The organism is Dyadobacter sp. 3J3, assembly GCF_009801115.1.
Classification (GTDB): Bacteria; Bacteroidota; Bacteroidia; order Cytophagales; family Spirosomataceae; genus Dyadobacter.
Window position 1 is genome coordinate 33,130 of sequence record NZ_VTOL01000016.1, and the last position, 13,267, is coordinate 46,396.

Sequence of the window (13,267 nt, forward strand, 5' to 3'; positions counted from 1 at the left end):
ATAATCTGAATAAAATGAATTTTGAAAATATAAAACTTGGCGTTGCTCCTATTAATTGGACAAACGACGATATGCCGGAACTTGGCGGCGAAAATACATTTGAACAATGTATCAGCGAGATGGCTTTGGCAGGATTTACCGGCTGTGAAGTTGGAAACAAATTCCCACGTGATACGGATGTCTTGAAAAAAGCACTCGACTTACGCGGTCTGCAAATCTGCAACCAGTGGAACAGTTACGAACTGACGACAAAATCTTTGGAAGAAAATATTAAAAACTTTACTGCTCTTCTGGATTTCCTTGAAACCATGGGTGCGAAAGTTATTGGTGGCGGAGAAGTCGGAAATAGCTGTCAGGGACAAATGACAGTACCTGTTTTTGAAGGAAAAGGGATGTTGAATACAGATGAAGAATGGAAATATTTCACTAACGGTTTAAATGAACTTGGTAAAATTGCCCGTACCAGAGGAATGAAGCTTGTCTTTCATCACCATATGGGAACCTGTATTCAAACCATCGCAGAAACCGATCGCCTGATGGCAGAAACTGATCCTGAAAATGTTTATTTAAATTACGATTGCGGACATTTCTATTTCGCGGGAGAAGATCCTGTGGAGGCTTTGAAAAAATACATTGGCAGAACAGCTCATATCCATTTAAAAGATATCCGTCCAAATGTGTTGCAGCGTGTCCATGATGAAAAATTAAGCTTTTTGACTGCTGTAAAACAAGGGGTTTTCACGGTTCCGGGTGATTTGGAAGGCTGTATTGATTTTCCATCTTTATTTGATGTAATAAAAGAAAGCGATTATCAGGGTTGGATTGTGCTGGAAGCGGAGCAGGATCCTGCGGTTGCTAATCCGTTGGAGTATGCGATTATTGCGCGAAAATTTTTCAAAGAACTGACTGCAATTTAAAATTACAGTTACCAAAAAAAGCCGTTGTTAGGGATATCTCTGACAGCGGCTTTTTTTGGTTCTAACTTTTACGATGCTTCTTAATTTTTCTATCCTTTTCGCCTAATCAGGTTTCAAGCTGCTCATTTGTTTTTACTAAATCCGCTCTTCTCCAATATTTTAAACTTTTAGCGTTTGTAAAATTATCAGAAAGATTGAGTTCACAAGCCCAACCTAAAAAACCATTACCTGAAACAAACCGCTTTTAAGAATATTCAGTAAAGAAAATAAGTTTTATCCCTACGCCACACTTATTTTCTTTCCTACGTAATATCAATTGTGCACATCTGTATACCAAAAATCAATCTCACAATTTATGTACGAAGAATTTACTCAATTTTAATCTGACTAAACATGCTAAATTTTAAAAGGATCAGCCAAATTGGGTTTATCGCAATTGCCGCCTTTCTGGCAAGCTGCAAGGATAAGGACGTAACTCCTACAACTTCAACAACGGACACAACAAGTTACAGCGTTATCAATAGCTGGGTTTACAGCACAATGAATGACGCTTATTTCTGGTATAAAAATATGCCTGCGGAAAGCAGTCTTGATGAGACAATCAACCCAACGGATTTTTTCGAAAAGCTGATTTATAACCGTACAACCGTCGATCGTTTTTCAACCATAACGGATGATATTGACGCATTGACGGACGACTTTAATGGTGTTGGCAAAATTTTCGGGATCAGTTACACTTTGTCATATACCGACGATACCAAAACCAACCTGGGCGCTTTTTTGAGTTATGTGGTGAAGGGAAGTCCTGCTGAAACGGCCGGTTTGAAACGTGGTGATATTATTATGAAAATAAATGGCACTCAACTTACAGCTGCCAATTATGCTTCATTATTTTCCAGCAGTGATACTGAAACTTTTACACTGGGCAAGGTTGTAGGAACAACTATCACGGCAGACGATACCAAAACAATTTCGATTACCAAAGCTACCATCAGTGAAGATCCTGTCTTGTTTTCTACGGTCATCTCGAAACCTGCTTACAACAAAACCATAGGTTATCTGGTATATACCCAATTTGTTCCGGGAACTACGGCGAGTGCAAGTGTTTATGATAACGAACTTCGGCAGGTTTTCGCTGATTTCAAAAGTAAAGGAGTTAATGAGCTTGTTCTTGATCTGCGGTTCAATCCTGGTGGTTATATAAGTTCTGCGGAAGTACTAGCTTCACTGATCGGTACGGGTGCTTCCAGTTCAAAGATTTTTTACAAAGAGCAGTGGAACGATAAATATATTACTTACTGGCAAAGCAAATACGGCGCAAACGCACTAAATTATAATTTTCTGAATGAAGCAAATAACATTGGAGCAAATCTCAGCCGTGTTTTCGTGCTTACTTCAAACGGAACAGCTTCGGCCAGTGAATTGGTAATAAATGGTCTGAAACCTTATACAAGTGTTATTACCATCGGGGAACATACTTATGGAAAAAACCTTTTTGGGTCTCTGATTGGTGATGACCAAAATCGTTGGAAATGGGGACTGTATGTGATGCTTGGACAAACTGCTAACGCCAACGACCAGTCTGATTATGGAACTGTCAACGGGATAGCCCCTACTTACATTGTTGAAGATACCACAGTTCCCTATCAGCCATTTGGCAATGAAAACGAAACTTTGTTAAGGAAAGCCCTTGATGTAATCGGTATTCCTGCACCGACTACAACCCGTATTGCTGCAACAATGCAGGTTCAATCTTTTATCAGTGAAAATCTGAGAGATAATTTGCTGGTGCGCGATAAGAGAATGATCAAAAATACACCCGTATTAAGAACCAATAAGTAACCCTTCTCTGTAAGTTTTGGAGATTTTGCCAGCGGTGATCGGTTTTCAGGTCCGGATATCAGATTTCGTCGAAAATCAACTGAGGTCCCAAAGCCGATTGCTAAGTGCTAATCTCCAAATTCGTTAAAGGTCCGCCGCAAAGACATTGAGCTGCAAATATTAATCGTATTGAATGCTCAATGTCTTGGATCTTATTTTGGCGGTCAGCTATCGGTTTTCGGCGGTCAGATCTCAATCTTTCATTTTCCTGTGATGATACAAATATCGAGGTTTCCTGACGCCAAAAAGCTAACAGCTATTTCCTGATTACCACATCACCATGTCCACGGAATTCGCATCCTCCGTTTATAAATTTGTAATAAACACGAACAGTATCAGTTATTCCAAATGCAGAGAAATCGACCAAATTGATCTTGGAGTATAAAGAATCTTTCGCAAAAAGCGTTTTTAAATTTTTGTCAACAATACGAATAGCCAACCGTACGGAATCAGGTTTGTAAACATGAATGGCGGTCTGCCCTCTCGTAGGATTGGGATACCCAATAATTTCATAATCTGTTGCAGGACAGTTAGTTTTTAAGTTACTTCCAAAAAGACTCATCTCCTGCTCTACCCAGGTATCTTTGATATTCCAATCATCCGGATCTACCTCACTTAATGGAAGTCCTCTCTCATCCCTTACCAAAATTCCGGAAAATGATATTTTTTCAGGAGTTTTGACCAGATCCCCGGGATCATTTTGGTTACAGGAAAAAAAAGTAAAACCTAGAATAACGATGAGTATAACTTTTTTCATTTTTCAATATTAGGTTACGTTGAATAATATTACCCTCTTCGCATTTTTAAATATTCTTCAATTTCAGTTAACGAGAAAGCATTGAAAGTCATTTCCTTCGTCAATCCACCTTTGCGGGCCACGGCCACTCCGTAATGCATATCGTAATATCCTTCTTTTTTATGCGCGTCAGGATTAATACTTAACAAAACACCTTTTTCCATACAATAGGCAATCCACCGCCAGTCCAAATCAAGCCTCCACGGCGAAGCATTTATTTCAATCACTACTTTATGTTCTGCACAGGCATCTATAATAACCTTATGATCAATCGGATATCCTTCTCTTGACAATAAGAGGCGTCCTGTTGGATGACCCAATATAGTCGTATAAGGATTCTGTACTGCCTTCAACAAACGTGCAGTTGCTTTTTCAAGCGTCATCGTAAGATTACTATGCACAGAAGCTACCACGTAATCAAAACTTGATAAAATCTCATCCGAATAATCCAGAGAACCATCACCAAGGATATCAGACTCAATTCCTTTTAAAATTTTAAAAGGTTTGTCACTTCCCGACAGTGCGAAACGTTCATTTAATTTGGCGATTTCTTCATGCTGGCGAAAAACATCATCCGGTTTCAAACCACTTGCATACGATGCTGTTTGTGAATGATCTGCAATTCCTAAATATTCAAAACCCAGTTCCTGGCAAAATAGCGCCATTTGTTCCAGCGTATGCTGCCCATCGGAATAAGTACTATGGTTGTGCAAAATACCTTTTAAATCATCCCACGTAATAAGTTGATCAGAAGTATGCGTTTCTGCCCAGATAAATTCATCAGCACCTTCACGCATTTCCGGAACAATATAGGGCAAACCTGCTTTTTCATAAATTGCCTCTTCACTATCAAAAAGCTCATATTTGGTTTGCCTCCAAAGCGAATTTCCCGAAACGGCAACTTTATTCAAATGTTCGGCAGAAGCAGTTTCAAGAAATAATTCATTGACAATATTTTCAGGTTTTACTGCCAACACTTCAATATCCACAGCAATATCCTGCATTTTCCCTCGCCAGATAAAAGGAGAAGAAATTTTTTCATTTTGAATTAAAAATTCCAGAGAATTTAAAGCTTGTTGTAAAACCAAAGGAGATTCTGTGGCTACCAGCAGACGAATGGTTTCAACAATTTCAGCTTTCCTCCGAACGTCACCAGCAATTTCAACCTTGTCAAAACTTTTTTTCAATTCTTGTGAAAGCAATTGCGCAATCGATTCAGCCTTATCCATACGAAGTTTACCAGCCTGATCTTTCAGAAAAGCCAGCGATTCCAGAATTTTCTGTTCCGTGCTTCCTCCAAAACCTTTTACTTTCGCAATTTTACCACTTTGACAGGCAAGTTCGAGTTCGTGTAAATTATCAATTCCCAACTCTCTCCAAAGGATAGCGATTTTTTTTGCACCAATACCTTTGATACTAAACATTTCAAGCACACCAAGCGGCGTGTTTTCAAGCAATTCTTCCAACTCCTTAAAAGTACCACGCTGCACAATTTCGATAATTTTTGCCGCGGTACTTTTTCCAATTCCCTGGAGCTTTGTTAGTTCTTCAAGCGTCAGAAGTGCTATTTCGCCATCTTTATATTTGTCAAGATAAAAACCAGCTACGCCGTAACTTTTCACTTTAAAAGGATCAGCTCCGTGCAGTTCAAGTAGTTTGGCAGTCAGTTCAAGTATCTCGACAATTTCGGCGTTGCTCATTGGGGGTATGCTTAATTAATATTTAATCTGCGAATTACGAAGTAACAACGAGCAAATGCAAATAAGATGACGACAGATTTTTAAATTCTGCCCCATTTATGTTTATCTAAGACAAATATTTCCTTACAGAATACAAATAAAACTGCCCAAGACTCTTACTTCTAACAAGTAAAGTAGTTATAAGCAAACATTGCCTTCAATAGAAAAAACTCACATATGGCTACGAATATTGTCACTCCCTTTTCACGCCGCAACTTTTTGGCTGCCAGCGCAGGTATTATCACCACTTCAATTTTTTCACCGTTCAGTATAGCTTTGGGCAAATCTAAGGAACGCCTGGGAATTGCGTTGGTTGGCTGGGATATTATAGTACTGATTTACTTGCTCCTGCACTTCAAAAAACGAAAAATTGCTATCTGGCCGGAGTTGTAACAGGCACTCCTGAGAAGGCTGAAACCTGGAAAAAAAGTATAATATTTCTGATAAAAATATTTATAATTATAAAAACTTCGATTCGATAGCCAATAATCCGGATATTGACGTAGTATATGTAGTGCTTCCGCCTTCGATGCATAAAGAATTTGTAATTAGGGAGGCCAAAGCAAGGAAACACGTTTGTTGTGAAAAACCAATGGCTCTGAACGTGCAGGAATGTGAGGAAATGATCAAGGTTTGTAAGGATAATAAACGGAGCTTGTCCATCGGTTATCGTTGCCAGCATGATCCGAACACGCAGGAATATATGCGTACCGCAAAGGAAAAAACATTAGGAAATGTGCAGCTTATATCCTGTGCTGCCGGATATATGGGAAGTCGCGCCGACAACTGGAAAGTAAAAAAATCAATGGGTGGTGGTGCGATGTATGATATGGGTGTCTATGCATTACAAGGCGCACGTTTGGCAGCCGCCGCAGAACCGATTTCTGTAACAGCCGAAATTGTTATTAATCGTACCGAAATATTTAAGGATGCCGATGAAATAACATATTCCAATTACATTTTCCAGGCGGAACCGTTGCCAATTGTACCGGAAACCATGGTTTGAATACCAATTTTTTGCAAGTCAATTACGACAAAGGAATGTTGTATATGGATTCGCTTTCAGGATATAGCGGAAACAAAGGTTACAGCACGCTGGGGGAAATTAATTTCCCGGTAGACAATCAGCAGACCAAGCAAATGGATGAAGATGCGTTGGCGATTATGCAAAGCAAACCTGTATTGGTTCCGGGAAAGGAAGGTATGCGTGATAACCGCATAGTTCAAGCTGTATACCAGGCAGCTCAAACTGGCAAAACTGTAAAAATCGGATAAGATTATTTAATATATAAACCAGAAAATCATTTAACCGCACATGAATGTAGAACAGCTTAAACAGTACCGCGACGAAGCGACTCAACATCTTACCACTGAATTACTTCCATTTTGGGAAACCCGGTGCGTTGATAAGGAAAACGGCGGTTTCATTACTCATTTTGACTTTGAAGGAAAGGATTCAGGAGAGGACGAAAAATCATTAATAGCTCAAACAAGAACTGTTTTTACATTTTCCTCTGCACATCGGGCAGGTTACGGCGAGGGCAGATATGCGGCCATAGCCAAACACGGCGTTGATTTTTTAATTGACAAAATGTGGGACAATGAATTTGGTGGCTTTTACTGGCTGATGGACCGGAAAGGTAATGTCAAAATTGATGAAAAAATAGTCTATGGACTTAGCTTCGCTATTTATAGTTTAAGTGAATACACCTTAGCCACCGGCGATGCCAGAGGCTTGGAATATGCCGAAAAGGTTTTTGATTTGCTTCAAATCTATGGTGCGGATACTTTTTATGGTGGTTATTTTGAAATGTTTAACCGTCAATGGGAGCTAAAAGGCCCTGGTGCTGCCGGTGGCGACAGGAAAACGCTGGATGCCCATATGCACCTTATGGAAGCTTTTACCACGCTGTATGAAGCAAGTGGAAAAGAAGTTCACCGAAGAAAACTTGTTGAAATCATTCAGCTGCTGATCAGCAAAATAATGCATCCGGTTTATGGCACTGGTATTCCACAGTTCTGGGCCGACTGGAGTGTGGCGCCACAAATCAAGTTTGACATTATCTGGGGCTGGGACCGATTTTCGGAAGATGGGCTAAAAAGTTCTGCTGAGGATAACACAAGTTATGGACACAACGTAGAATTTGCCTGGCTGCTGATGCATGCGCTGGACATTGCTGGTATTCCTTATGATGATTATCAAACTCAATTACTGAAATCTTTCGATCACGCCATTGCCTATGGAATTGACTGGGAATTCGGCGGAGTATATGTAGAAGGCTCGCACGCCGGAGAAGTTTATGACCGCGAAAAAGAATTCTGGCAGCAGGCAGAAGTACTGATCGGTATGCTGGATGCCTACCGGATTTACGATGATGAAAAGTATCTGAAAGCTTACGACGCTACCCATCGTTTTGTTTTTGATAAAATGATCAATCACGAAGTTGGTGAATGGCTGCCGCTGCTTACCCGCCAGGGCGAACCAATATGGAAACACATGAGCCATTCGTGGAAAGTTAATTATCACTCAGTACGTGCGATGGTGCAAAGTATCGTCAGACTGAACAAACTACTAAAAAAAGCTTCGCAGGAATAATGGGTAAAATGGGTAGCATTGTGAAAAAATAAGCACAAATTTGGGAAAACAATTCACAGAAAGCATCTTCCATTTTAAATCAAATCGAAGGTCAAAAGGCAGAATTGGGATGGATTTCGATCCTCTCAACTCTGCCTTTTTTTGTTATAGGTTTGATAATCAATAACGTCTAAACCGTTAACTCTGTCAATAATACTTTATTTTAATAAAAGAGCCCGGGCTACCTAGTTTTTGGCACAATTTATTTAAGTTTTCAAGAAATTGCTTAATTCGATTATCATCAAATTTAAACTTAAAACATTTAAAGATATGAGTGCTTTCACACAACAAGTTAAAGGAAATTGGACAGAGTTAAAAGGTAAATTCAAACAGCAGTACGCTGACCTTACTGACGACGATTTATTATACGAAGAAGGAAAAGAAGATGAACTTTTGGGTAAACTTCAAAAGAAACTGGGTAAAACCCGTGAAGAGGTTGAGACGGAAGTGAGTAGCTGGTCCAAATAAATTTTAATTAAGGTTCAAAATAAGCCTGGGAGATAATTTCTCTCAGGCTTTTTTTGTCTTTTTTAATTACATTTTTCATAGCCTTGTAGCCAATTCCATATCGGTCATGCCTACGGCATTCAGGATTTTACATTTGCGATTTTTGTCCCCGGAATAAATTCCGGGGCTATTATGTCGGTCATGCCTACGGCATTTTTTAATTCTTGTGAATGATCTTTTCGGTAATATTGAAATTGGTTTTTAAGATTCGTAAAAAAAGCAAATGGCTAATATAATGTTGGCCAATATTATAATTCAAAATCTTCTCTCTGCCAAATAACTACAAACACCCAGATTTAAAAGGCCATAGGCATAACCGACATAATAACCGCGGAATTTATTCCGTGGAAAAAAATCAAAAAAACACAACCCTAAAATGCCATAGGCATGACCGACATAATAACCGCGGAATTTATTCCGTGGAAAAAAATCCAAACGCCCAAATCTAAAATGCCATAGGCATGACCGACATAATAACCGCGGAATTTATTCCGTGGAAAAAAATCCAAACGCCCAAATCTAAAATGCCATAGGCATGGCCGACATAATAGCCGCGGAATTTATTCCGTGGAAAAAAATCAAAAACACCCAAATCCAAAATGCCATAGGCATGGCCAACATAATAGCCGCGGAATTTATTCCGTGGAAAAAAATCAAAAAAACACAACTCTAAAATGCCATAGGCATGACCGACATAATAACCGCGAAATTTATTCCATGGGAAACAATCCCCAAAACACCCAAATCTAAAATGCCATAGGCATGACCGACATAATAACCGCGGAATTTATTCCGTGGGAAACAATCCCTAAAACACACAAACCTAAAATGCCATAGGCATGACCGACATAATAACCGCGGAATTTATTCCGTGGGAAAAAATCAAAAAAACACAACCCTAAAATGCCATAGGCATGACCGACATAATAACAGCGAAATTTATTCCATGGGAAACAATCCCAAAAACGCCCAAACCTAAAATGCCATAGGCATGGCCGACATAATAGCCGCGGAATTTATTCCGTGGAAAAAAATCAAAAACACCCAAATCCAAAATGCCATAGGCATGGCCAACATAATAGCCGCGGAATTTATTCCGTGGAAAAAAATCAAAAAAACACAACTCTAAAATGCCATAGGCATGACCGACATAATAACCGCGAAATTTATTCCATGGGAAACAATCCCCAAAACACCCAAATCTAAAATGCCATAGGCATGACCGACATAATAACCGCGGAATTTATTCCGTGGGAAACAATCCCTAAAACACACAAACCTAAAATGCCATAGGCATGACCGACATAATAGCCGCGGAATTTATTCCGTGAAAAAAAAATCAAAAACACCCAAATCCAAAATACCATAGGCATGGCCGACATAATAGCCGCGGAATTTATTCCGTGGGAAATTAACCCCAAACGCCCAAACCTAAAATGCCATAGGCATGGCCGACATAATAGCCGCGGAATTTATTCCGTGGAAAAAAATCAAAAACACCCAAATCCAAAATGCCATAGGCATGACCGGTATTGTAGCCGCGGAATTTATTCCATGGATAAAATCCAAACGCCCAAATCTAAAATGCCATAGGCATGGCCGACATAATAGTGGAAAAAAATCGAAAACACCCAAATCCAAAATGCCATAGGCATGGCCGACATAATAACCGCGGAATTTATTCCGTGGGAAACAATCCCTAAAACACCAAACCCAAAATGCCGTAGGCATGACCGATATAATAGCCGCGGAATTTATTCCGTGGGAAATTAACCCCAAACGCCCAAACCTAAAATGCCATAGGCATGACCGGTATTGTAGCCGCGGAATTTATTCCGTGGAAAAAAATCAAAAACACCAAATCCAAAATGCCATAGGCATGACCGGTATTGTAGCCGCGGAATTTATTCCGTGGATAAAAATCCAAACGCCCAAATCTAAAATGCCATAGGCATGGCCGACATAATAGCCGCGGAATTTATTCCGTGGAAAAAAATCAAAAAAACACAAAACTAAAATGCCATAGGCATGGCCGACATAATAGCCGCGGAATTTATTCCGTGGAAAAAAATCGAAAACACCCAAATCCAAAATGCCATAGGCATGACCGGTATTGTAGCCGCGGAATTTATTCCGTGGAAAAAAATCGTAAAAACACAACCCTAAAATGCCATAGGCATGGCCGACAAAATAGCCGCGGAATTTATTCCGTGGAAAAAAATCGAAAACACCCAAATCCAAAATGCCATAGGCATGGCCGACATTGTAGCCCAAAATCTCGGCTTATTCGAAAAAAATCTCCTCTTACTCGCAAAACAATTTTGTAATGAATAACTTTAAGAACCACTCCTTTTCCGGAGTTGGTATATAACTTTATCCTAAACCTCATATGAATACCAATGAAATCCCGGTCGCTGTTGTCGGCCTTGGCCTGATGGGTTCCAGCATTGCCACCTGTCTACTGATTGCAGGTCATCCCGTTGTGGCGCTGGCGCCGTTAAGCAGTGATCTTTTATTTGCAGAAAAACGAATTATTGACCATTTAGCAAAAGCCGTCAAAAATGGAATTATCCCTCATACTCCTGAATACTACTTAGCCAATCTGGTGATCACAGAAGATTATTCAACGTTGTACGCATCCAAATTAGTGATTGAGTGTACAATTGAGGACATCGAAATTAAAGAATCTGTCTACAAAAAAGTAGAAGCTGTTATCGCTTCTGACGCACTTTTGGTAAGTAATACTTCTGCTATTCCCATCAGTACACTGCAAAAACTCACATCACATCCTGAACGTTTTCTGGGGCTTCACTGGACTGAACCGGCACATACAACCCGGTTTCTGGAAATAATCTGTGGTGACGACAGTAACATTTCTTACGGCGAATATCTGTATGAACTTTCACATCAATGGGGAAAAGAGCCCATTTTAGTCCGCAAAGATATTGCTGGTTTTATCACCAACCGCCTGATGTATGCGATGTATCGGGAAGCCATAAACCTGGTAGAAAATGGTTATGCTACGGTTGAAGATGTCGATCGGTCTTGCAGAAACAATGCAGGCTATTTTATGACTTTCGTTGGTATTTTCCGCTGGATGGATTTGACAGGAGTTGCTGCTTATCATACGGTTATGAAGAATTTGTTACCAACCCTGCACAACAGTCCGGAGGTACCTGAATTAATTTCAAAAATCGTGGAAGAGGGCGGTCGCGGCATTTCAAATTCCAAAGGTTTTTATGAATATGAACCGGGCGAGGCAGCGATGTGGGAAAAAACCTTTTCTGAATTTAATTATGAAATCAGGGAAATTGCCTTGCGTTATCCTGCTGATATTGTAAAACAAAAGTTGAAACAACAACAGCAGCAACAAAATCAGTGATCAGCTAAATTGAATCCGGGAATTATTATGTCACCCTTTCATCGTTAAAATAGCAAATACCTATTTTTTTCTATAATAATGTCATCCCTTCGGGATTTGAGCTATTGGTCTTTAAGGATCAATCGAAATCTAACTCACCTTTTAAATGACATTATTATAGAAAATCTTATTTCAGTTAATAATAAATTCGCTAGATGCAGAAACATTTCTATGATCCTTCAAATAGAAAAATCCATATTTAAATCCTTCTTTCGGAATAGGGCTCGATAATATTTTTGTCTTAGGATCGATATTCACTTTCTGACTATTCCAAACCCGTGTTTCATTTAGCGAAGTAGTATCATTGGAATAATAAAAATCAGCTGTCCAGATTGAAACCGGCGAAGAATAAGAAACGGTGATTAAGGAATCTTTAATTGCAATCTGTTTAACTTTTGGTAGCGGAGGAGCCTGATTGATTACACTTTCGAATAAGTAGCGAATTTCATGCGGCTCCCAACCTGCTTCGTGGCCATGTTTCATATCCGGGATCAGACACATCGATCTTTGAGTTTCCGCGATCAGTTTATACGTTTTATCGTAGGGAATGACATTGTAAAACCTGTCTTTATTTCCATTGACAAACAAAAACTGAGGTTTGGCAAACGACATATAGGAAGACGGATCGAAATATTTCATCCACTTTTTTCTAATTGCAGGAGAAAGTTTTTCGAGCGGAACTTTAAATATATCCGATTCATCATAAAATGCGCAGCCATAAACCGGAGCCGCCGCTTTAAAACGATTATCCAGACTGCCTACCAGACAGGTAAGATAACCTCCCCAACTGATACCCGTCAAACATGTTTTTGTTATTTCAACTTCGGGAAAACTTAATAGCAGCGAATGAGCAAGTATTGCATTGGCCACCGCCTGATATGTCCACATATTTTTCAGATCACTGCCGGTTTCCAGCTTGTAAAATTTGTCAGTATCACCCTGTTCCGGGCCGGGCGATGTATAGGCTTTTACGTCCTCCTGTTTCCCCGAAAAATCCATGGCAATAGCGGCATATCCTTCTGCTGCCCATTTTTCAACCCATTCCTTAAAAGCTTTTCCTCCTCCTCCGTGCAACAATACCACACCCGGAAACTTTGTTTTGCCAGTTTTCTTTCCTAGGAGCAAATCCGGATTTGAATAATATGCAAAAACCTGGGTAGGTTTTCCGTTGTAATCCACGCCTTTATAAAACAATGAATGAATATTACCGGTTTTGTCAAACCATTCTATTTCAGGCGCTTTACTTAGTGTTTTCAGATCCCATAACAAAGTGTCCACCTTGATAATTTTGTCATCAATCACAGGCACATGCTTTTGTTGAGCATGTGAGATTTGAACACTAAGCAGAAGGAAAAAAATTAACTTTTTCAT

General features: G+C 39.6%; 17 protein-coding genes. 14 read left to right on the plus strand and 3 right to left on the minus strand.

From position 1 onward, the window contains the following. The first annotated feature begins 14 nt into the window (after positions 1 to 14). Positions 15 to 917, plus strand: coding sequence for a myo-inosose-2 dehydratase (gene iolE, locus FZF08_RS26515; RefSeq protein ID WP_159476085.1), 903 nt, complete (start codon positions 15 to 17; stop codon positions 915 to 917). A 393-nt stretch (positions 918 to 1,310) separates the two neighbouring features. Continuing rightward, positions 1,311 to 2,759, plus strand: a complete 1,449-nt coding sequence (locus FZF08_RS26520) for a S41 family peptidase (RefSeq protein WP_159476088.1) — start codon at positions 1,311 to 1,313, stop codon at positions 2,757 to 2,759. 295 nt (positions 2,760 to 3,054) lie between these two features. On the opposite strand, the gene FZF08_RS26525 is transcribed toward FZF08_RS26520, so the two are convergent. Beyond that, positions 3,055 to 3,555: a hypothetical protein gene (locus FZF08_RS26525; protein WP_159476091.1), complete on the minus strand. Its 501-nt coding sequence runs from the start codon at positions 3,553 to 3,555 to the stop codon at positions 3,055 to 3,057. Between the two features lie 29 nt (positions 3,556 to 3,584). After that, positions 3,585 to 5,294 carry a DNA polymerase/3'-5' exonuclease PolX gene (locus FZF08_RS26530; RefSeq protein WP_159476094.1) on the minus strand — a complete coding sequence of 570 codons (1,710 nt, stop codon included), beginning with the start codon at positions 5,292 to 5,294 and terminating at the stop codon, positions 3,585 to 3,587. A 216-nt stretch (positions 5,295 to 5,510) separates the two neighbouring features. Here FZF08_RS26530 and FZF08_RS32380 point away from each other — a divergent pair, with 216 nt between their 5' ends. The 12 genes from FZF08_RS32380 to FZF08_RS26580 all read left to right on the plus strand — a co-directional run bounded on the left by FZF08_RS32380 (position 5,511) and on the right by FZF08_RS26580 (position 11,857). Next, the gene (locus FZF08_RS32380; protein ID WP_409012671.1) at positions 5,511 to 5,726 is read left to right on the plus strand and encodes a hypothetical protein; all 216 of its coding nucleotides are present in this window, start codon (positions 5,511 to 5,513) and stop codon (positions 5,724 to 5,726) included. A 103-nt stretch (positions 5,727 to 5,829) separates the two neighbouring features. Continuing rightward, a complete protein-coding gene (locus FZF08_RS32385; protein WP_409012673.1) occupies positions 5,830 to 6,339 on the plus strand; it encodes a Gfo/Idh/MocA family protein in 510 nt (169 codons plus the stop codon). An 11-nt stretch (positions 6,340 to 6,350) separates the two neighbouring features. Then, positions 6,351 to 6,608, plus strand: coding sequence for a Gfo/Idh/MocA family oxidoreductase (locus tag FZF08_RS32390; protein ID WP_409012672.1), 258 nt, complete (start codon positions 6,351 to 6,353; stop codon positions 6,606 to 6,608). Between the two features lie 40 nt (positions 6,609 to 6,648). Further along, positions 6,649 to 7,929 carry an AGE family epimerase/isomerase gene (locus tag FZF08_RS26540; RefSeq protein ID WP_159476097.1) on the plus strand — a complete coding sequence of 427 codons (1,281 nt, stop codon included), beginning with the start codon at positions 6,649 to 6,651 and terminating at the stop codon, positions 7,927 to 7,929. Positions 7,930 to 8,238: 309 nt separating this feature from the next. Beyond that, positions 8,239 to 8,436 (plus strand): CsbD family protein, encoded by a 198-nt coding sequence (locus FZF08_RS26545; protein ID WP_159476100.1) that lies wholly within the window; start codon positions 8,239 to 8,241, stop codon positions 8,434 to 8,436. A gap of 574 nt (positions 8,437 to 9,010) precedes the next feature. Beyond that, positions 9,011 to 9,148, plus strand: coding sequence for a hypothetical protein (locus tag FZF08_RS26550; protein ID WP_159476103.1), 138 nt, complete (start codon positions 9,011 to 9,013; stop codon positions 9,146 to 9,148). A gap of 318 nt (positions 9,149 to 9,466) precedes the next feature. Continuing rightward, entirely contained in the window at positions 9,467 to 9,604 is a 138-nt protein-coding gene (locus FZF08_RS26555; RefSeq protein WP_159476103.1) for a hypothetical protein, read from the plus strand. 318 nt (positions 9,605 to 9,922) lie between these two features. Beyond that, complete coding sequence (locus FZF08_RS26560; protein ID WP_159476106.1) at positions 9,923 to 10,126, plus strand: hypothetical protein; 204 nt, start codon at positions 9,923 to 9,925, stop codon at positions 10,124 to 10,126. 78 nt (positions 10,127 to 10,204) lie between these two features. Beyond that, positions 10,205 to 10,426 (plus strand): hypothetical protein, encoded by a 222-nt coding sequence (locus tag FZF08_RS26565; RefSeq protein ID WP_159476109.1) that lies wholly within the window; start codon positions 10,205 to 10,207, stop codon positions 10,424 to 10,426. Positions 10,427 to 10,503: 77 nt separating this feature from the next. Then, positions 10,504 to 10,641 (plus strand): hypothetical protein, encoded by a 138-nt coding sequence (locus FZF08_RS26570; RefSeq protein ID WP_159476112.1) that lies wholly within the window; start codon positions 10,504 to 10,506, stop codon positions 10,639 to 10,641. A gap of 12 nt (positions 10,642 to 10,653) precedes the next feature. Beyond that, the gene (locus tag FZF08_RS26575) at positions 10,654 to 10,809 is read left to right on the plus strand and encodes a hypothetical protein (protein WP_159476115.1); all 156 of its coding nucleotides are present in this window, start codon (positions 10,654 to 10,656) and stop codon (positions 10,807 to 10,809) included. A gap of 55 nt (positions 10,810 to 10,864) precedes the next feature. Further along, on the plus strand, positions 10,865 to 11,857 hold the full coding sequence (locus FZF08_RS26580) for a 3-hydroxyacyl-CoA dehydrogenase family protein (protein ID WP_159476119.1): 993 nt from the start codon (positions 10,865 to 10,867) through the stop codon (positions 11,855 to 11,857). Positions 11,858 to 12,028: 171 nt separating this feature from the next. On the opposite strand, the gene FZF08_RS26585 is transcribed toward FZF08_RS26580, so the two are convergent. Continuing rightward, on the minus strand, positions 12,029 to 13,267 hold the full coding sequence (locus FZF08_RS26585) for a S9 family peptidase (protein WP_159476121.1): 1,239 nt from the start codon (positions 13,265 to 13,267) through the stop codon (positions 12,029 to 12,031).